The sequence below is a fragment of the Sphingobium sp. 15-1 genome (assembly GCF_013375535.1).
In the GTDB taxonomy this organism is placed as follows: domain Bacteria; phylum Pseudomonadota; class Alphaproteobacteria; order Sphingomonadales; family Sphingomonadaceae; genus Sphingobium; species Sphingobium aromaticivastans.
Map to the genome: position 1 here is coordinate 1,573,967 of NZ_JABXJG010000001.1, position 17,121 is coordinate 1,591,087.

21 protein-coding genes and 1 tRNA gene are annotated in these 17,121 nt (G+C 64.2%); 15 read left to right on the forward strand and 7 right to left on the reverse strand.

The window, feature by feature from the left end; genetic code table 11:
- The first annotated feature begins 9 nt into the window (after window positions 1-9).
- Genes HUK72_RS07405 through arsH form a run of 11 tightly spaced genes read left to right on the forward strand, consistent with a single transcriptional unit; the run spans window position 10 to window position 9,116 of the window.
- A complete protein-coding gene (locus HUK72_RS07405; protein WP_176596213.1) occupies window positions 10-1,038 on the forward strand; it encodes an aromatic ring-hydroxylating dioxygenase subunit alpha in 1,029 nt (342 codons plus the stop codon).
- Window positions 1,038-1,964 (forward strand): 3-keto-5-aminohexanoate cleavage protein, encoded by a 927-nt coding sequence (locus tag HUK72_RS07410; RefSeq protein ID WP_176596214.1) that lies wholly within the window; start codon window positions 1,038-1,040, stop codon window positions 1,962-1,964. The genes HUK72_RS07405 and HUK72_RS07410 overlap by 1 nt, the downstream gene beginning before the upstream one ends.
- A gap of 2 nt (window positions 1,965-1,966) precedes the next feature.
- Window positions 1,967-2,743 carry a cyclase family protein gene (locus tag HUK72_RS07415; RefSeq protein WP_176596215.1) on the forward strand — a complete coding sequence of 259 codons (777 nt, stop codon included), beginning with the start codon at window positions 1,967-1,969 and terminating at the stop codon, window positions 2,741-2,743.
- Window positions 2,744-3,802, forward strand: coding sequence for an SMP-30/gluconolactonase/LRE family protein (locus HUK72_RS07420; RefSeq protein ID WP_176596216.1), 1,059 nt, complete (start codon window positions 2,744-2,746; stop codon window positions 3,800-3,802).
- Complete coding sequence (locus HUK72_RS07425; RefSeq protein ID WP_176596217.1) at window positions 3,799-4,836, forward strand: aromatic ring-hydroxylating dioxygenase subunit alpha; 1,038 nt, start codon at window positions 3,799-3,801, stop codon at window positions 4,834-4,836. The genes HUK72_RS07420 and HUK72_RS07425 overlap by 4 nt, the downstream gene beginning before the upstream one ends.
- A 10-nt stretch (window positions 4,837-4,846) precedes the next feature.
- Entirely contained in the window at window positions 4,847-6,037 is a 1,191-nt protein-coding gene (locus tag HUK72_RS07430; RefSeq protein ID WP_176596218.1) for a S9 family peptidase, read from the forward strand.
- Between the two features lie 48 nt (window positions 6,038-6,085).
- Window positions 6,086-6,415, forward strand: coding sequence for a helix-turn-helix transcriptional regulator (locus HUK72_RS07435; protein WP_176596219.1), 330 nt, complete (start codon window positions 6,086-6,088; stop codon window positions 6,413-6,415).
- 10 nt (window positions 6,416-6,425) lie between these two features.
- Window positions 6,426-6,839, forward strand: a complete 414-nt coding sequence (gene arsC, locus HUK72_RS07440) for an arsenate reductase (glutaredoxin) (protein WP_176596220.1) — start codon at window positions 6,426-6,428, stop codon at window positions 6,837-6,839.
- A complete protein-coding gene (locus tag HUK72_RS07445; protein ID WP_336950538.1) occupies window positions 6,836-7,372 on the forward strand; it encodes an N-acetyltransferase family protein in 537 nt (178 codons plus the stop codon). The genes arsC and HUK72_RS07445 overlap by 4 nt, the downstream gene beginning before the upstream one ends.
- A 5-nt stretch (window positions 7,373-7,377) precedes the next feature.
- Window positions 7,378-8,406, forward strand: a complete 1,029-nt coding sequence (gene arsB, locus HUK72_RS07450; protein ID WP_176596221.1) for an ACR3 family arsenite efflux transporter — start codon at window positions 7,378-7,380, stop codon at window positions 8,404-8,406.
- Complete coding sequence (arsH, locus tag HUK72_RS07455; RefSeq protein WP_176596222.1) at window positions 8,403-9,116, forward strand: arsenical resistance protein ArsH; 714 nt, start codon at window positions 8,403-8,405, stop codon at window positions 9,114-9,116. The genes arsB and arsH overlap by 4 nt, the downstream gene beginning before the upstream one ends.
- Before the next feature lie 128 nt (window positions 9,117-9,244).
- Here arsH and xth read toward each other — a convergent pair whose 3' ends face one another.
- Window positions 9,245-10,048, reverse strand: coding sequence for an exodeoxyribonuclease III (gene xth / locus HUK72_RS07460; RefSeq protein WP_176596223.1), 804 nt, complete (start codon window positions 10,046-10,048; stop codon window positions 9,245-9,247).
- Window positions 10,049-10,070: 22 nt separating this feature from the next.
- Window positions 10,071-10,289 (reverse strand): hypothetical protein, encoded by a 219-nt coding sequence (locus tag HUK72_RS07465; RefSeq protein ID WP_176596224.1) that lies wholly within the window; start codon window positions 10,287-10,289, stop codon window positions 10,071-10,073.
- Window positions 10,290-10,476: 187 nt separating this feature from the next.
- On the opposite strand from HUK72_RS07465, the gene HUK72_RS07470 reads away from it, so the two are divergent.
- On the forward strand, window positions 10,477-10,623 hold the full coding sequence (locus HUK72_RS07470) for a hypothetical protein (protein WP_176596225.1): 147 nt from the start codon (window positions 10,477-10,479) through the stop codon (window positions 10,621-10,623).
- A 192-nt stretch (window positions 10,624-10,815) separates the two neighbouring features.
- On the opposite strand, the gene HUK72_RS07475 is transcribed toward HUK72_RS07470, so the two are convergent.
- The 4 genes from HUK72_RS07475 to HUK72_RS07490 form a co-directional block, all read right to left on the reverse strand.
- Window positions 10,816-11,859 (reverse strand): MBL fold metallo-hydrolase, encoded by a 1,044-nt coding sequence (locus HUK72_RS07475; RefSeq protein ID WP_176596226.1) that lies wholly within the window; start codon window positions 11,857-11,859, stop codon window positions 10,816-10,818.
- Between the two features lie 5 nt (window positions 11,860-11,864).
- Window positions 11,865-12,527 carry a peroxiredoxin gene (locus HUK72_RS07480; protein ID WP_176596227.1) on the reverse strand — a complete coding sequence of 221 codons (663 nt, stop codon included), beginning with the start codon at window positions 12,525-12,527 and terminating at the stop codon, window positions 11,865-11,867.
- A gap of 412 nt (window positions 12,528-12,939) precedes the next feature.
- Window positions 12,940-13,581, reverse strand: coding sequence for a hydrolase (locus tag HUK72_RS07485; protein WP_176596228.1), 642 nt, complete (start codon window positions 13,579-13,581; stop codon window positions 12,940-12,942).
- A gap of 142 nt (window positions 13,582-13,723) precedes the next feature.
- Entirely contained in the window at window positions 13,724-14,590 is an 867-nt protein-coding gene (locus HUK72_RS07490; protein ID WP_176596229.1) for a pirin family protein, read from the reverse strand.
- A gap of 111 nt (window positions 14,591-14,701) precedes the next feature.
- On the opposite strand from HUK72_RS07490, the gene HUK72_RS07495 reads away from it, so the two are divergent.
- Together HUK72_RS07495 and HUK72_RS07500 are read left to right on the forward strand one after the other, a co-directional pair.
- Window positions 14,702-15,625, forward strand: a complete 924-nt coding sequence (locus HUK72_RS07495) for a LysR substrate-binding domain-containing protein (protein ID WP_255325641.1) — start codon at window positions 14,702-14,704, stop codon at window positions 15,623-15,625.
- A 273-nt stretch (window positions 15,626-15,898) separates the two neighbouring features.
- Window positions 15,899-16,180, forward strand: coding sequence for a hypothetical protein (locus tag HUK72_RS07500; RefSeq protein WP_176596230.1), 282 nt, complete (start codon window positions 15,899-15,901; stop codon window positions 16,178-16,180).
- Between the two features lie 191 nt (window positions 16,181-16,371).
- Here HUK72_RS07500 and HUK72_RS07505 read toward each other — a convergent pair.
- Window positions 16,372-16,446, reverse strand: a tRNA-Gln gene (locus HUK72_RS07505).
- A gap of 128 nt (window positions 16,447-16,574) precedes the next feature.
- Between HUK72_RS07505 and HUK72_RS07510 the strand changes: the two genes are divergently transcribed.
- Entirely contained in the window at window positions 16,575-17,096 is a 522-nt protein-coding gene (locus HUK72_RS07510; RefSeq protein ID WP_176596231.1) for a MarR family winged helix-turn-helix transcriptional regulator, read from the forward strand.
- Window positions 17,097-17,121: the final 25 nt, after the last annotated feature.

The following is a 17,121-nucleotide window of genomic DNA, read 5'->3' on the forward strand; positions in this document are numbered from 1 at the left end:
AGCCGAGCCATGTCCTTTCTGCGCAATTGCTGGTATGTCGCGGCATGGGACGATGAAGTCGCCGCCGAAGGCAGCATCCATCGCCGCATCCTGAACGAAGACATATTGCTGGCGCGCGACGCGCAAGGCGTGGTCCGCGCGATGCGCAACCGCTGCCCGCATCGTTTCGCGCCGCTCAGCATGGGGGAGCGAACCGGCGACGTCATCGAATGCCCCTATCACGGGCTGCGCTTCGATCTGGAAGGACGGTGCGTCCACAACCCGCATGGCGACGGCAGGATACCGCCCAACGCGAAGGTGCAGACCTATCCGATCGCGATGCGGCACATGCTGCTGTGGATATGGATGGGCGATCCGGCGAAGGCCGACGACGACGCCATTCCGGAACTGAAGGGGCTCGATCCCGACCGCTTCGCCATCAACAAGGGGTATATGCACACGCCCGTCAATTACGAATATATGACGGACAATATCATGGACCTCGGCCATATCGAATTCCTGCATCGCGGCCTGCTGGGCAGCGAAGCGGTGCTCTCCGCGGAGATCGACGTGCGGCAGGAGGGCAATGTCGTCCATTCCAACCGCCTTACCCGCAACGAGATGCTGCCCGGCGCGCTGGAGGCGCTGTACCAAACAGGCGGCAAGCCGGTCGACCGCTGGCTGGACGTGGTCTGGCATGCCCCCGCGAACATGCAGCTCGTCGTCGGGGTGACGGATGCGGGCGGGGCCGAGCGGGTCGGCAAGGAAACGCCCGGCGTCCACCTCATGACGCCGGAGACGGAAAGCTCGACCCATTATTTCTGGTCGAACGCCCGCGATTTCCGGCGCGACGACGCGGAACTCCACCAGGCCCTGGAGCGCGGCTTCGAACTTGCCTTCGAACATCAGGACAAGCCGATGATCGTCGCCCAGCACGCCGCCATCGACGGCGAAGATTTCTGGGACCTCCAGCCCGTCATTCTGGAGGGCGACGCCGGCGCGATCCGCGCCCGGCGCATCCTGCGCAAACTCATACGCGAAGAAGAGGCTGCCCGATAATGGCCAAAGTCATCATTTCCTGCGCCGTCACCGGCAGCGCCCATGTGCCCAGCATGTCCGAGGCCCTGCCGATCACGCCCGAAGACATCGCCGCGGAATCGATCGCGGCGGCGCAGGCGGGCGCCGCCATCCTGCACCTGCACGCCCGCATGGCGGAGGATGGCCGGCCGACCGGCGATCCGGAAGTCTACAACCGCTTCCTTCCCGTCATCAAGCAGGCGACCGACGCGGTGGTCAACATCACAACGGGCGGCGCGATCACCATGACAGTTGCGGAGCGGCTGGCGGCGGCAGCGAAGTTCAAGCCGGAACTGTGTTCGCTCAACATGGGATCGATCAACTTCGCCTTCTTCCCCGCCGCGAACCGGATTCAGACCTGGAAACATGATTGGGAGGAAGCCTATGTCCGGGGCTCGGAAGACTATATCTTCCGCAACACTTTCCGCGACATCGCCTATATATTGGAAACATTGTCGGACGCGGGCACCCGGTTCGAACATGAATGCTATGATGTGGGGCATCTCTACAATCTCGCCCATTTCCTGGATCGCGGCCTGGTGAAGCCCGGTTTCTTCGTGCAGATGGTGTTCGGCATATTGGGCGGGATCGGCCCCGATCTCGACAATCTCATGTTCATGAAGCAGACCTGCGACCGGCTGTTCGGCAAGGACAGCTATCAATGGTCGGTGCTGGCGGCGGGCCGGCACCAGATGCCCTTCTTGACGCAAGCGGCGCTGCTGGGCGGGCATGTGCGCGTCGGCCTGGAGGACAGCCTGTTCATCGAACGCGGCGTGCTGGCCGTTTCCAACGCCCAGCAGGTCGAGAAGGTGAAGCGCATCCTGGCCGAAATGGGTCATGAAGCCGCCACCCCCGCTGAAGCCCGCACCATGCTGGGCCTCAAGGGCGGCGACAGGGTGGAGTTCTGACCATGGCGCGCCAGATCGTCGATCTTTCCATCTATCTGGAAAATGATGTGATTTCGGACCCGGCGCCGTTCCGGCCAAAAATCGAATATATCGACCACAAAATGTCGGTGCCCGAACTGGCGAGCTTCTTCCCCGGTCTTCAGCCCCAGGACCTGCCCGACGGAGAAGCCTGGGCGATCGAGCGGATCGAGCTGATCACCCATAACGGCACCCATCTCGACGCGCCCTATCATTATGCGTCGACCATGGATAAGGGCGAGCGCGCCATCACCATCGACGAAGTGCCGCTCGACTGGTGCTTCCAGCCGGGCGTGAAGCTGGACTTCCGCCATTTCGACGACGGCTATGTCGTGACCGCCGCCGATGTCGAGGCCGAACTGGATCGGATCGGGCACAGCCTCTCGCCGCTGGAAATCGTCGTCGTCAACACGTCGGCCGGCAAGCGATACGGGCGGGACGATTATGTGACCGCAGGCTGCGGCATGGGATATGCCGCGACCATGTACCTGCTGGAGCGCGGCGTGCGCCTGACCGGCACCGACGGATGGAGCTGGGACGCGCCCTTCGTCCACACAAGGGAGAAATATCTGGAGACCGGCAATGCCGGGCTGATCTGGGAAGGGCATAAGGCCGGGCGCGACATTGGTTACTGCCATCTGGAAAAGCTGCACAATCTCGAAGCGCTGCCCTCCACCGGATTCACCATCGCCTGCTTCCCCATGAAGATCCGCGCGGCGTCGGCCGGCTGGACCCGCGCCGTCGCCATTTTGGAGGATTGAATGGCACAACCCTATAATCCCCTGCGCGACTGGCGGGTCGATCCCGCGCTGATCCGCCATATCGGGCATGACCTGCAACGGCCCGAATGCATATTGGCGGAGGCGGACGGCACGTTATGGAGCGCGGATGCGCGTGGCGGCGTCATGCGCATCGCGCCCGACGGCAGCCAGCGCCTGATCGTTCAGCAGGCCGACCCCCATTTCAACGTCGCCGCCGATGCCGCGGGCAGCCTGCTGCGCGGCACGCTGCCCAACGGACTCGCCTTCACGCGCAACGGCGACATCGCGATCGCCAATTTCGGCACAGACCGGCTGGAGATCATGACCCGCGATGGGCAGACCCGCGTGCTCGCGGACAGGATCGACGGCAGTCCAATGGGCAAGGTCAACTTCGTGCTGCGGGACAGCCGCGATCGCCTGTGGGTCACTGTCTCCACCCGCGTCAATCCGTGGAGCGACGCGGTCACGCCGGCGCTGGCCGACGGCTATATCTGCCTGATCGACGAGCGCGGCGCGCGGATCGTCGCGGACGGGTTCCACTTCACCAACGAAATCCGCCTCGATGCGGAGGAGGAGTGGCTCTACGTCGCGGAAACGACGGGCAAGCGGGTGTCCCGCCTGCGCGTTCAGCCCGACGGATCGCTCACTGACCGCGAAGTCTACGGCCCCTCCAGCCTGGGCGACGGCGCAATCGACGGCATCGCCTTCGACGCTTTCGGCAATCTCTGGGCGACGATGATCTTCGCTGACCGGCTGGTGGCGATCACGCCGGAAGGCGATGCGATCGAGCTGCTCAACGATGGCGATCCGGTCGCCACGGCGCGCTTCGAGGCGGCTTTCGCTTCCGGCAATCCCGTCGATTTCGACACGCTGATGGCGTGCGGCGGCACGATCTGTCCCTGGCTGGCGAGCATCACCTTTGGAGGACCGGATTTGCGCACCGTTCACCTCGGCGGCCTGCGCGCCACCAGCATCGCCGCCTTCGACAGCCCGGTCGCGGGTCTGCCGATGGTGCATTGGCATGAGCGCGCGACCGGCAACCGGGGAGGGAATGGATGAGCTTCATCAGGAATTGCTGGTATTTCGCCGCCTGGGCGGACGAACTGGGCGAAGGGGAACGGCTCGCCCGCAGGATCATTGGCGACCCCCTGCTCTTCTGGCGGCAGGGCGGCCGGCTCTATGCCGTGACCGACAGTTGCCCGCATCGCCTGGCCCCGCTGCATATGGGCAGGACGGAGGGCGAGACGGTGCATTGCGGCTATCACGGCCTGGCCTTCGACGGCGCTACCGGAAAATGCGTCCACAATCCCCATGGCCCCATCACCGGCGCCCTCTCGATCCGCGCCTATCCCCTGGTTGAGCGGCACGGCGTCATCTGGATATGGATGGGGGATGCCGATCGCGCCGACCCGGCGGCGATCCCGGACATGGGCTTCATCGACGAAGCGCCCGAACATGCATTCAGCAAAGGCTATATGTACAGCGCCGCCGGGCACAAGCTGCTGGAGGACAATATCCTCGACCTCAGCCATGCGGACTATCTGCATCCCGCGACGCTGGGCGGCGGATCGATCACGCGCACCAAGGCCCATGTCGAGGAGCGCGGCGACACGCTTTTCGTGCGATGGCTCGCGAAGGACGAACGCGCCATCCCGATCTTCCGTCCCGAACTTCCCGATCCCGACATGGCCGCCGACATGTGGACCGAGGTGCTGTGGCATCCGGATGGCGTGATGCTGCTGCGCGTCGGCGCCAGCCCGGCGGGCGAACCGCGGGAGGCCGGGATCGACACCATGAACGCGCATGTCATGACGCCCGAAACCGAGACGACCACGCATTATTTCTACTGCAACTCCCGCAATTACCGGGTGGACGACGCCGACTATAATGCGGGCATGGCGAAGGGCCTGCGCATCGCGTTCGAAACCGAGGACAAGCCGATGATCGAGGCGCAGCAGCGCGCCCTGGGCGACGTCGACCTGTTCGAACGCAAACCCGCTTTGCTCGGCATCGACAACGGCTCCACCCGCGCCCGCCGCATCTATCGCCGGCTGGTCGACGCGGAAGCCGCCCCAATCTCCGAACCCGTTTGAAGGACATCCAATGTACGAACCTTTTCCCGGAAATTATGTCTGGAACCTTGGCGTCAACATCTGCCTGTGCATGGGCGCCGCCATGGGAGAAATCGACAAGGCGAATGACGAGGTGCGTGAAATAGCGCGGCAGGGCGCGGACCAGGGTACCGCCGCCTTCTTCGACAGTTGGGGCCGGATGGCCGACCGGCTGGTCGAGCTGGGCCGGTCATGCGAGGCTGCGGGCCACAAGCTGAGCGCCGGGGAAAAATATAAGCGGGCGACCGCCTATTATATGACGGCGGAACGCATGCAGGCCCGCGACTATGAACCGCGCAAGCGGATGTACCGCACCATGCTGGACACCATGGCCCGCGCCATCGAAGCGGGCGATCTGGGCTGGGAACGGGTGGAAATCCCCTACGAAGGGTCGCATTTTCCCGGCCTCTTCATCCCCGGCGAGGGCGAAGGGCCGCGCCCGACGATGATCTTCTGCAATGGGCTGGACAGCGTGAAGGAGATGATCGCCCTGTCCATCGGTGACACCTTTGCCCGGCGCGGCATCTCCGTGCTTGCCGTCGATCAGCCGGGCGTCGGGGAGGCGCTGCGGCTGAACGGACTTCCCGCGATCCACGACACGGAACGCTGGGCGGGCGCGGCCATCGACGCGATCGAAGGAAGAGCCGATGTCGATGGCGACAGGATCGGCATGATGGGCTGGTCGCTCGGCGGCTATTATGCCCCCCGCGCGGCGATCTATGAAAAGCGCTTCAAGCTCTGCGTCGCCTGGGGCGGCAATCATAATTGGGGCGAACTCCAGTCGCGCCGGCTGAAGAATGAAGGCGAAAATCCCGTGCCCCATTATTGGGATCATGTGATGTGGGTGTGGGGACAGCGCGACCTCGACAGCTTCATGGCGCTCATGCCGCAGGTGACGCTGGACGGCCATATGGACAAGATGACGGTGCCGTTCCTCATCACCCACGGCGCCAACGACCGGCAGATTCCGCGCGAATATGCCCTTCAGAGCCGCGACCAGGCGGTGAACAGCCCCCGCGTCGATTTCAAGCTCTTCACCGATGCGGAGGGCGGCGTCGAACATTGCAGCGCCGACAATATGGGGCCGGTCAAGAGCTTCATCGCGGACTGGGTGCGCGAACGCTTCGACGATATGGCGCATGGGCGACAAGGCCCGCTCCCGGCGGCCATATCCATCGGATAATTTCGATGGGTTATTGACCTCGCGATATGCATCGGATAATCACGATGCATGGACATGGACGCCGCGCTTTCGATTCTTTCGGCCCTTGGGCATCCGACGCGGCTCGACGCCTTTCGCCTGCTGATCCGGCATGAGCCCGACGGACTGTCGACCGGCGCCCTGGTCGAAGCGTCGGGGCTCACCCAAAGCACCTTCTCGACGCATCTGGCCGTGATGGCGAAGGCGGGGCTGGTGCTTTCCGAAAAGCGCGGCCGCCAGCAAATCCAGCGCGCCAATCTCGACGCCCTGCGGGAGCTGATGGTCTATCTGGCCAAGGATTGCTGCCAGGGGCGCGCCGAACTGTGCGAGCCGCTTCTGGCCGAACTCACCTGCTGCTGACGAGGCGATGATGACCGATATTGTGATCTACCATAATCCGCAGTGCGGCACTTCCCGCAATGCCCTGGCCATGATCCGCAACGCGGGCATGGAGCCGCATGTCGTCGAATATCTGAAGACCCCACCCAGCCGCGCACTGCTGGTCCAGCTCATCGAGCGGGCTGGCATGACGCCGCGCGCGCTGCTGCGCGAAAAGGGCACGCCTTATGCGGAGCTGGGCCTTGGGGACGAGACGCTGACGGACGAAGCCCTGGTCGATGCGATGATGGCGCATCCCATCCTCATCAACCGTCCCCTGGTGGTGTCGCCGCTGGGCGTGAAGCTCTGCCGCCCTTCCGAGGAGGTGCTGGACCTGCTACCCGCCGAACAGCGCGGCACCTTCGTCAAGGAAGACGGCGAAGTCGTCGAGGCGACCCGCCGGTGACCATTTCCGTCCGCCGGGCAACGGCCGACGATGCGGAAGCCATCGCGGCCATTTACGCGCATCACGTCCTGCACGGCACGGCGACCTACGAAATCGTGCCGCCGACCGCCGCCGAGACCGGGGAGAAGATAGCGGCGATCACCGGCCGCGGCTGGCCGTTCCTCGTCGCCTGCGACGGTCCTGACATTGTCGGCTATGCCTATGCCACGCAGTTCCGCGATCGCCCTGCCTATGCCTTCGCCTGCGAGAACAGCATCTATGTGGCGAATGACCGGCGCGGCGCGGGCATCGGCCGGCTGCTGCTCACGGCGTTGCTGGAGGCGGCCGAAGCCCATGGCTTCCGGCAGATGGTCGCGGTTGTCGGCGGCGGCGAGCCTGCCTCGGTCGCGCTACACGGCTCCTGCGGGTTCAGGCAGGTCGGCCGCCTGACCGGCATGGGCTGGAAGGCCGGGCGCTGGCTCGACACGGTGTATATGCAGATCGCCTTGGGCGACGGCGCCGCGAGCGCTCCTGACACATCCATCACGGACTAAAGATCATGCCCCTGTTCGAACGCTATCTTTCCCTTTGGGTGGCGCTGTGCATCGTTGCCGGGATCGGCCTTGGCCACTTGCTCCCCGGCGTCTTCGCGGCGGTCGCGGCGCTGGAGATCGCCAAGGTCAATCTCGTGGTGGCCGCGCTTATCTGGCTGATGATCGTCCCGATGCTGCTGCGGGTGGATTTCGGCGCGCTCCATGGCCTGCGCCAGCATTGGCGGGGCATCGGGATCACCCTGTTGGTGAACTGGGCGATCAAGCCCTTCTCGATGGCGCTGCTCGGCACGCTCTTCCTGGGCCATCTCTTCGCCCCGCTCCTGCCCAGCGGCGCGCCGTCCTCCTACATTGCGGGGCTGATCCTGCTCGCCGCGGCCCCCTGCACGGCGATGGTGTTCATATGGTCGAACCTCGTCGACGGGGAACCGAACTATACGTTGAGCCAAGTCGCCCTCAACGACATCATCATGCTGTTCGCCTTCGCGCCGCTGGTGGGGCTGCTGCTCGGCGTCGCTTCGATCACCGTCCCGTGGAACACGCTCGCGCTCTCGGTCGGGCTCTACATCGTCGTGCCGGTGGTGGTTGCGCAAATGCTCCGCCACCTGCTCCTGCGCGGCGGCGAGGCCCGGCTCCAGCGCACGCTGTCGGCATTGGGACCGGTCAGCCTGTCCAGCCTGCTGCTGACCCTTGTCCTGCTTTTCGGCTTCCAGGGCGAGCAAATCATCCGGCAACCGCTGGGGATCGCGCTGATCGCCGTGCCGATCCTGTTTCAAGTCTATCTCAATGCCGGCATCGCCTATTGGCTGAGCCGCCGGCTGGGCGTGGCATGGCGCGTCGCCGGTCCTTCGGCGCTGATCGGCGCTTCCAACTTTTTCGAACTGGCCGTGGCCGCCGCCATCAGCCTGTTCGGCCTTAGTTCCGGCACCGCGCTGGCGACCGTCGTGGGCGTTCTGGTCGAAGTGCCGGTGATGCTCTCGATCGTCGCCTTGGTGAAGCGGACCCGCCCCTGGTATGAGAAAGCCGTTACCGCATGAGACTGCGCGAACTCGCCGCCCCCGATCATCTTCCCGCGCTGGACAAGGCGTTTGCGCTGCCGCGTCCCGCCGCCGGCCTGGGCGCGGACGAGCCGCCTCCCCGCATTCTGCTGCTCTACGGTTCGCTGCGCCAGCGCTCCTTTTCGCGGCTGGCGGTGGAAGAGGCCGCCCGCCTGCTGCAATTCTTCGGCGCGAAGACCCGGATCTTCGATCCCGGCGACCTGCCATTGCCCGATCAGGTGGCGGGAGACGATCACCCCGCCGTGCACGAACTGCGCCAACATGCGCTCTGGTCGGAAGGCATGGTGTGGTGCAGCCCGGAACGGCATGGCCAGATTACCGGCATCATGAAAGCCCAGATCGACCATCTGCCGCTGGAAATGAAGGGCATGCGCCCGACGCAGGGCCGCACGCTCGCCGTCATGCAGGTGTCCGGCGGCTCCCAGTCGTTCAACGCGGTGAACACGCTCCGCCTGCTCGGCCGCTGGATGCGGATGTTCACCATCCCCAACCAGTCGTCGGTGGCCATGGCCTACAAGGAGTTCGACGAGGCGGGCCGCATGAGACCATCCAGCTATTATGACCGGATCGTCGACGTGATGGAGGAGCTGATACGGATCACCGTGCTGATGCGCCCTCATGCGGAGCAACTGGTCGATCGCTACTCCGAGCGCAAGGATCGCGGAGAGGGTGCGGAGCATCTCCGCTAGAGCGCGCTGCGTTAAATCGGACGCAGGCCGCGCGCTCTAAGCTTTTGTTGTCGCATCGTTTTAAGCGCAAAACCGTTTCCCACTTTTGCGCACGATGCTCTAGGGTGTGTGGGGAAAGGTTTCGGCAGTCATTCCGGCCCTCTTCCGGACCGCACTTCCCTGGGCACCAGACGAATCCACAGCGGGGCGTGATCGCTGGTCCGCTCCCAGCCGCGCGGCGCGGTGTCGACCTCCGCCTCGGCCAGCCGGGAAAGGGCGAAGGGGTTGAGCAGCACATGGTCGATCCGCAGGCCCGCATTGCGCTCGAACGCGCCGCGCCAATATTTCCAGAAGCTGTAGACCGTGTCGTGCGGATGAAGCTGACGGACCGCATCGGCCCAGCCCTGTTCGATCAGTCGGCGCCAGCCTGCGCGGACTTCCGGCGCGAACAGCGCGTCGTCGCGCCAGCGGTCTGGGGCATAGACGTCCAGATCGGCTGGAATGATGTTGAAATCGCCCGCGATCACGACCGGCGCATCGAGCGTGACGAGGCTTTGCAGATGCGCGTGGAGCCGATCCAGCCATCGGAGCTTGAAATCATATTTCGGACCGGGCCGGGGATTGCCGTTGGGAAGATAGAGGCCCGCGATCAGCACGCCGCCTATGGCCGCTTCGATGTAGCGGCTTTGCGCATCCTCCGGATCGCCGGGCAGCCCCCGGCGGGTTTCGTGAATCTCGCCCATGCCGCTCAAAATGGCGACGCCGTTCCAGCGGCTTTGGCCATGCCAGACGACATCATATCCCGCGTCGCGGATCGCGGCTTCGGGAAAGCGGTCCTGCGGCGCCTTCAGTTCCTGCAGACAGACGATGTCGGGCTCCGCCATCTCCAGCCAGCGCAGCAGGACGGGCAGGCGGCCGTTGATCCCGTTCACATTGTAGGTGGCGATCTTCATGATTCCGCCGGGCCTGTCATGGCTACCCGTTCGCCTCGGTTGCATTGGCCATATGCGACTGATCGGCGCCCGTTTGCGCCGTGTTGAAAAAGCCCGCCGCCAGCAGGGCCGCAAAGATGATGACGACAAGGCCAAGACTGATGGCCAGCACATAGCGGGTGACGTGCGTAGAGGCGCCGCTGCGAACCTCCTCACGCGAGATATGCGTGACGACCTTGCCGTCCTCCTCTTCCTTGTGCATCGCAATTCTCCTTCCTCGGGGAGAACATGCGGGGAAGCGGGCTGGTTCCTCCCTGCGCCCTGCGGCGTCTGTAGGAAGCGCGCCGGGGCGGGACCGCCGCAGCTCTGCGCGGCGTTGACGCAGAAGTCCTGGAACCATGTCCAAGCGTGGAGGCAACGGTCGATCTGCGAGACTCGCAGACGCCCAAGTGGTTGTCGAGCTGAACCGTCGCGGTGGCAGACCGCAATGCGACATCGCGCACGAACTTCAGAGCCAAGCCATCCCGTTTATCCTGATGACCGGCTACGATCCCGATGCGCTCCCCAAGGCACTGGAGGAGGTGGTGAGGCTTTGAAAACCGGTGGCGTTCCGCGCGATCGAGGAGGCTGTAAGCCGGCTATGAGGTTGCGATCAGCGCCGGGCCTGTTCGGCATCGTCCGAATCGCCGGTTTGACGGTATGTAGAGAAAACTGGCTGGGGGCGCAGTCCAGAGCAGCTCCCGAATTTCCGGTCCCTCGGCTTCGCCACCGTTAATGGTCACCCGCGGTCAGTCCGATGCCACTTTTTCAAGCGGATGGTCCTTCTCCCGCCATGCCGCCATGCCACCGTCAAGCGCGGTAGCGCGGTTGAAGCCCAGCTCGCGCAGCGTTGCCGCCGCCAGCGTGGAAATCTTGCCCAGTTCGCACACGGTCAGTACCTCGACGCTGGGATCAGGGAGGACTTCGTTGACGCGCAGTTCGAGCTGGCCGCGAGGCAGGTGAATGGCGCCCGGCACATGGCCGGTGGCGAAGGCATCCTTTTCGCGCACATCGAGAATGACGAAATCATTGGCGCGGATTTCCAAGCGGCTGAGCAGTTCATCCATCGCCATGAAGGGCACTTTGGCGCCCGCTTCGGCCAGCAACTGGCGCACGGTCTTGCCGCCCGACATGTTGGTGCGCAGCGCTTCGGTAAGGTGGGCGGGAGCCGACAGGTTGAGACTGTTCATCAACGTGACGAACTCGCCCTGGTCGGTATTGGCGAGGCGGGGATTGCTGGTGCGCTCTGCCCCGATGGTGGAGCCTTCGCGGCCCTTATAATCATGCGCCGGGAAAACCAGCGTGTCGTCGGGCAGTTCGAGCAGCTTGCGGAACAGGCTGTCATATAGTTGCACCGGATCGCCCGACGGCAGGTCGCTGCGCCCCGCACCGCCGATCAGCAGCGTATCGCCGGTGAATAGGCGATCCTCGACATGGATGCACATGGAATCGCGGGTGTGTCCGGGGGTGTGGAGGATACGCATGCGCATGTCGCCCAGGGGCAGTAAATGGCCGTCCTCCACATGCATGTCGATATAGGGCGCGGGGGAAAAGCGGTGCATCACGATCGGCGCGTGAAGCACATCCCGCAGCGCCCGCGCGCCGGAGAAATGATCGGCATGAGTATGCGTGTCGATGATGTAGCGGACGCGTAAGCCTTGCCGGTTCACTTCGCCCAGATAGCGGTCGACCAGATCCAGCGCCGGGTCGATGATGGCCGCGGCGCAGCACGCCTCATTGGCGATGATATAGGATTTGCACCCCTCGCCATCTTTAAAGACCGCAAAGAACATCTTCGCTAGTCCTGGGGTTGCGGGACGACGCGCATATAAGGCGTGACGGCGGTCCAGCCTTCGGGAAATCGTTCCTTGGCTTCCTCGTCCGAAACGGCGGGGACGATGATGACATCCTCGCCCCATTTCCAGTTCACCGGGGTCGCGACCTTGTGCTTTGCCGTCAGTTGGCAACTGTCGAGCAAGCGCATCACCTCGTCGAAATTGCGGCCGCTGCTCATGGGGTAGCTCAGCATCGCCTTGATGAGCTTGTCGGGACCGATCAGGTAGACGGTGCGGACCGTCTGGTTGTCGGCGGCGGTGCGGCCTTCGGATGTGTCTCCGGCACTGACGGGGAGCATTTCATAAGCCTGCGCCACTTTCAGGTCGCTGTCACCGATGATGGGATAGGTGACCTCGCCGCCGGTCGCAGCCTTGATGTCATTGAGCCAGCGCTCATGATTGCCGACCGGATCGACTGACAGGCCGATCACCTTGCAGTTGCGGCTGGCGAATTCGGGGGTCAGCCGGGCGAGATAGCCCAGTTCCGTCGTGCAGACGGGGGTGAAGTCCTTGGGGTGCGAAAAGAGGATGCCCCAGCTAGCGCCCAGCCAGTCGTGAAAGCGGATTTCGCCCTTGGTGGTCTGCGCGGTGAAGTCGGGGGCCTTGCTGCCGATCGAGAGTGTCATGGTGCCTCCCTGCAAAGACTCGCACCCGCCTGGATCGGCGGGCAGGGGAACCTATCATGACGGGGCAGATTAGGCGATTATTTCTTGGGCTCCGTGCTCCTGCGGAGCGGCACTGAGCGGTTGCTGCTGGGCAAAGGAAACGCATATTGGCCGCTTCTGCCGCAGATCCTTTTGCGTCATTCATCTACGAATTTCTTGTCCCCAGCTGCGGACAGTCAGCCCCTCTGGTTCACAGCACGGAGTAGTTATGTCGCTTTTACAACCGACCCAGGGTGGACACATTTCAAACGGATGCACGGCCAGCGGTCGGCTATCGAGTCGAACCGTTGCCATCGTCTATCATGCTGGATGAGGCCTGCCGGAGCTGAGAGCCGCCGCTGGTATGAGATGACCAGCGGCGGCCGCTTCCGGCTTATTCAGTCTTGTCGTAGGAGAATTGGATGCCTGCCGTTCCCCCGGTCTCGATGAACAGGCTCATGAAGGCGGGGACGGTTTCGGCGCGGCTCCAATCGCGCTGAAGTTCGCAGAAAAGCTGGACAGTGGAGATCAGCTTGCCGCCCGCCTGCTCGATCCGGCGGAGCGCCGCCTCATGCGCCGCCACCGAAGTGCCGCCCACCGCATCAACCGGCATATAGACCTCATAGCCTTCGGCCAGCGCGTCCAGCGCCGGGAAAGTCAGGCAGGCCTCGGTCCAGAGCGCGGTCATCACCAGCTTCCTGCGCCCGGTCTCCTCCACCGCCTTGCGGAATTCCACATCCTCCCAGCTATTGATGCTGGTCCGGTCATAGGTGGGATAGTCGCCCAGCACTTTGCGGACATGCGGCACGGGCGGCTTGTTAAGGCCCGTCTTCACATTGACCGTCGAATGGATGACCGGCAGGCCATAGGCGACCGCGGCCTTCGAGCAGCCGACGATATTGTTCAGCAGCAACTGCCGGTCCATCGAGGCGATCGAATTCACCTGCACCGGCTGATAGTCGATGATGATGAAGGCCGCGTTGTGCGGCGTGAGCAGATGGTCGGATTTCGGATCACGAATGGGTTCGCTCGACATGGTTTCGTCCTTCCCGTTTGCAGGCACCCGTCCTCATCTCCGCGCGGACGGCGATGTCCGGCGGCCGGGCGACGCGCGGATGCATCCGCCGTCCTGATCTTCGAACCGGAACGCCCGGCCCCCAAAGGAACCGGGCGCCCGATCAGGCCGCCTGCGCGAACCTGCCGTTGTTGAAGTCGTCGACCGCCTGGCGGATCTCATCCTCCGTGTTCATCACGAAGGGACCATGGCCCGCGATCGGCTCGTCGATCGGCTCGCCCGTCAGTACCAGCAGCGTCGCATCGCCATTGGCCCGGATGCCGACATCGCCGCCCTCGCGGCTGAGCAGCGCCATCTCCGCCTCCCCCGCTTCATGGCTGCCATTGACCGTGACATGCCCGGTCAGCACCACCAGCATGGCGGTATAGCCTTCGGGCAGGTCCAGCTTCAGCTCCGCGTCGCGGACCAGGCGCAGATCCCAGACATTGACCGGCGTAAAGGTCTTCGCCGGCCCCTTCGCGCCAAGCAGCTCGCCCGCGATCACCCGGCCCTTGCCCGCGCCATCGGGCAGGTCGACGACGGGAATGTCCGCCGAAACGATGCCCTGATAGCCGCCGGGCGCCATCTTGTCCTTCGCGGGCAGGTTGACCCAGAGCTGCACCATGCGAAACGGACCGCCTGTCTTCGCGAAGGCGGGCGCATGATATTCTTCATGCAGGATACCGCCCGCCGCCGTCATCCACTGGACGTCGCCGGGGCCGATGATACCGCCATGGCCGGCGCTGTCCCGATGCTCCACCTGCCCGTCATAGACGATGGTGACGGTTTCGAACCCGCGATGGGGATGCTGGCCGACGCCGCGCCGTTCCGTGGTGGGCTCGAAATAATGCGGCCCCGCATAGTCGAGCAGCAGGAACGGGCTGATATGCTGGCCCAGGCTGTTGTAGGAAAAGAGCGAGCGAACCGGGAAACCGTCGCCCACCCAGTGGCCGCGATTATTGCCGTAGCGGCCGAGAACCGTCTTGCTCATTATCTGTCTCCGTGGCGGCGAACGCCTGTTCGCGCCCTGTTGATCGGTAAATATCATCGCGACGACCCATGCGAAAGATTGCGCCATCCGACGCAGCGTCCTAAAAACAGGATGATGCAGGACCTCAACGATCTCTATTTTTTCGTGCAGGTGGTCGATCATGGCGGCTTCGTCGCCGCGGAGCGGGCCATCGGCGTGCAGAAGTCGAAGCTCAGCCGCCGCATCCTGCAATTGGAGGATCGCCTGGGCGTGCGGTTGCTCAACCGCTCCTCACGCCGCTTCTCCGTGACCGAGATCGGCCGGGAATATTATGACCGCTGCGTCGCCATGCTGGTGGAGGCGGAGGCCGCCGATCAGGTGATCGCCCAGGTGCAGGCGGAACCGCGCGGCGTCATGCGCGTCGCTTGCCCGGTCGCGCTCATCAATTTCCAGTTCGGCGCCCTGTTCGCCCGCTTCCTCAGCGCCTATCCGTCCGTCCAGCTCCATCTGGAAAGCACCAACCGGCGCGTCGACGTGATCGCGGAGGGCTTCGACATCGCCATCCGCGTGCGCTTCCCCCCGCTGGAGCCGACCGACCTCATCATGCGCAGGCTGGACGCCAGCACCCAATGCCTTGTCGCCAGCCCGGCGCTCATGGCCGGCGGGGCGCTCTCCTCTCCGGCGGACCTCAACCGCTTGCCCAGCGTCGCGCTGGGGCCGGTGCAGCGCGATTATCATTGGCATCTCGAACATGCCGGGGGCGAGACGGCAAGCGTCACGCATGTCCCCCGGCTTGTGACCGACGACATGGCGGCGCTGCGCGATGCGGCTCTGGCGGGCGTGGGCGTGGTGCAACTTCCGACCATGATGGTGTGGCGCCAGGTCGAGGCAGGCGATCTGGTCCATGTCCTGCCCGACTGGCGGCCGCGCGCGGGGATCGTCCATGCGGTCTTTCCCTCCCGCCGGGGACTGCTGCCCTCCGTCAGAACGCTGCTCGACTTTCTGGCGGCAGAATGCGCGGCGGCAAGAATAAGCGCGAGCGCGCACTTGGGATGATCGAATAGTCTCAGCTATCCGCCCCACACACCGCACCATTGTTCCCAGCCGCTCGGCACAGCCACAGCAGGCGCAGCACTCGACGCGAGGCATCAGTATCGATCCCTGGGCCTCGCCATCGTCGTTACCCCGGAACGGATCGAGGCATCGATCAGGCAGCGGCTGCTCTTGCATTGCTGGATGGCGTGGCGCCTACGCGGAGGATGATGGGTTGCGCATCCCGATTCCAGCCTCATTCAGCCCCATCGGCGTGGGCATAATCTCAAGCTTGTCTTGCGATCGGAGAAAGAGCGTCCTGCGAAGATCGATCCCGATCTGATCGCGCTTCTTCAAAAGGCCGAGGCCACGCGGCAGCAATTGTTCACCACCCTCGATCCCGAAAAGCCAGCGGATCGCGAGGCTGGGCGCATAGCGCGCATCGCCTTCCTCGCCCCCGACATCGTAACGGCCATTCTCGATGGGCGGCAGCCCTCATCGCTCACGCCGCGCCGTCTTGTGAAATATGCCCGCGTCCCCCTCGACTGGAAAAGCCAGCGCAAAGCGCTTGGCTTCTAACCCTCCCCGAAATCGTGGGACACAAAACAGGGCCTCGTTAGACGCCGGGCCTTTTTTATGATGCTTGCGCGGAAATCAGCGTCTCTGTGTCCCACGTTTTTTTAGGGCCAGACCCGAAAGCGCGCGGTTCCGCGCCACTCTGACGACACACCCAAGGAGGCGCTCAAAATAGCTTGCGGTGTCGGAACGCTTGGCTGGGGCGGCAGGATTCGAACCTGCGCATGGCGGTACCAAAAACCGCTGCCTTACCGCTTGGCTACGCCCCAGCATCGGCCGGACGTCGCCGGCGCGGACCGCCATATAGCGTGTGCTGCGTGAAAGGAAAGCCTAGTCATTATTTTCCGGAACGGCCAATATGCGCCGCGTCCTTCCCTTCAGCCTGGAATTGCCTGGCATGTCCGTTTCGAACTCTCCATCCGCCGTCTCGACATCGCAGATCGCGCCCGCTTCGCCGCTGTTCCTGCGCGAAGACGAGATTCGCCGCGGCATAGAGATGCTCTATTTCGGCTATTCCGCGCTGACCCGTTCGATCGACGAAGGCCTCGCCGCGCAGGGGCTGGGCCGGGCGCATCACCGCGCCCTCTATTTCATCTCGCGCCAGCCGGACCTGACCGTCAAGGATCTGCTGCGCCTGCTGGCGATCACCAAGCAATCGCTGGGGCGCGTGCTCAACGACCTGATCGAGCAGGGCTATATCGAAACACGCCAGGGCGCCAACGACCGGCGGCAGAAATTGCTGCGGCTCAGCCCCGCCGGGATCGCGCTGGAGGCGGAGCTGTTCCGGGCGCTGCGGGAAAAGATGGCGGCCGCCTACGCCCAGGCGGGACAGGGCTCCGTCACCGGATTCTGGCGCGTGCTGGAAGGATTGATACCCGATCAGGACCGGTCGATGGTGTTCGGCCTGCGCGGCCGCTGAAGCGATCCCGCGCCGGACAGCCATG

Coding starts and splice junctions, on each gene's coding strand:
- arsH (WP_176596222.1), top strand. CDS start 8,403: ATGAGACTGCGCGAACTCGCCGCCCCCGATCATCTTCCCGCGCTGGAC.
- HUK72_RS07415 (WP_176596215.1), top strand. CDS start 1,967: ATGGCGCGCCAGATCGTCGATCTTTCCATCTATCTGGAAAATGATGTG.
- HUK72_RS07410 (WP_176596214.1), top strand. CDS start 1,038: ATGGCCAAAGTCATCATTTCCTGCGCCGTCACCGGCAGCGCCCATGTG.
- HUK72_RS07475 (WP_176596226.1), bottom strand. CDS start 11,859: ATGTTCTTTGCGGTCTTTAAAGATGGCGAGGGGTGCAAATCCTATATC.
- xth (WP_176596223.1), bottom strand. CDS start 10,048: ATGAAGATCGCCACCTACAATGTGAACGGGATCAACGGCCGCCTGCCC.
- arsB (WP_176596221.1), top strand. CDS start 7,378: ATGCCCCTGTTCGAACGCTATCTTTCCCTTTGGGTGGCGCTGTGCATC.
- HUK72_RS07420 (WP_176596216.1), top strand. CDS start 2,744: ATGGCACAACCCTATAATCCCCTGCGCGACTGGCGGGTCGATCCCGCG.
- HUK72_RS07510 (WP_176596231.1), top strand. CDS start 16,575: ATGTCCGTTTCGAACTCTCCATCCGCCGTCTCGACATCGCAGATCGCG.
- arsC (WP_176596220.1), top strand. CDS start 6,426: ATGACCGATATTGTGATCTACCATAATCCGCAGTGCGGCACTTCCCGC.
- HUK72_RS07480 (WP_176596227.1), bottom strand. CDS start 12,527: ATGACACTCTCGATCGGCAGCAAGGCCCCCGACTTCACCGCGCAGACC.
- HUK72_RS07495 (WP_255325641.1), top strand. CDS start 14,702: ATGATGCAGGACCTCAACGATCTCTATTTTTTCGTGCAGGTGGTCGAT.
- HUK72_RS07425 (WP_176596217.1), top strand. CDS start 3,799: ATGAGCTTCATCAGGAATTGCTGGTATTTCGCCGCCTGGGCGGACGAA.
- HUK72_RS07435 (WP_176596219.1), top strand. CDS start 6,086: ATGGACATGGACGCCGCGCTTTCGATTCTTTCGGCCCTTGGGCATCCG.
- HUK72_RS07485 (WP_176596228.1), bottom strand. CDS start 13,581: ATGTCGAGCGAACCCATTCGTGATCCGAAATCCGACCATCTGCTCACG.
- HUK72_RS07465 (WP_176596224.1), bottom strand. CDS start 10,289: ATGCACAAGGAAGAGGAGGACGGCAAGGTCGTCACGCATATCTCGCGT.
- HUK72_RS07430 (WP_176596218.1), top strand. CDS start 4,847: ATGTACGAACCTTTTCCCGGAAATTATGTCTGGAACCTTGGCGTCAAC.
- HUK72_RS07490 (WP_176596229.1), bottom strand. CDS start 14,590: ATGAGCAAGACGGTTCTCGGCCGCTACGGCAATAATCGCGGCCACTGG.
- HUK72_RS07405 (WP_176596213.1), top strand. CDS start 10: ATGTCCTTTCTGCGCAATTGCTGGTATGTCGCGGCATGGGACGATGAA.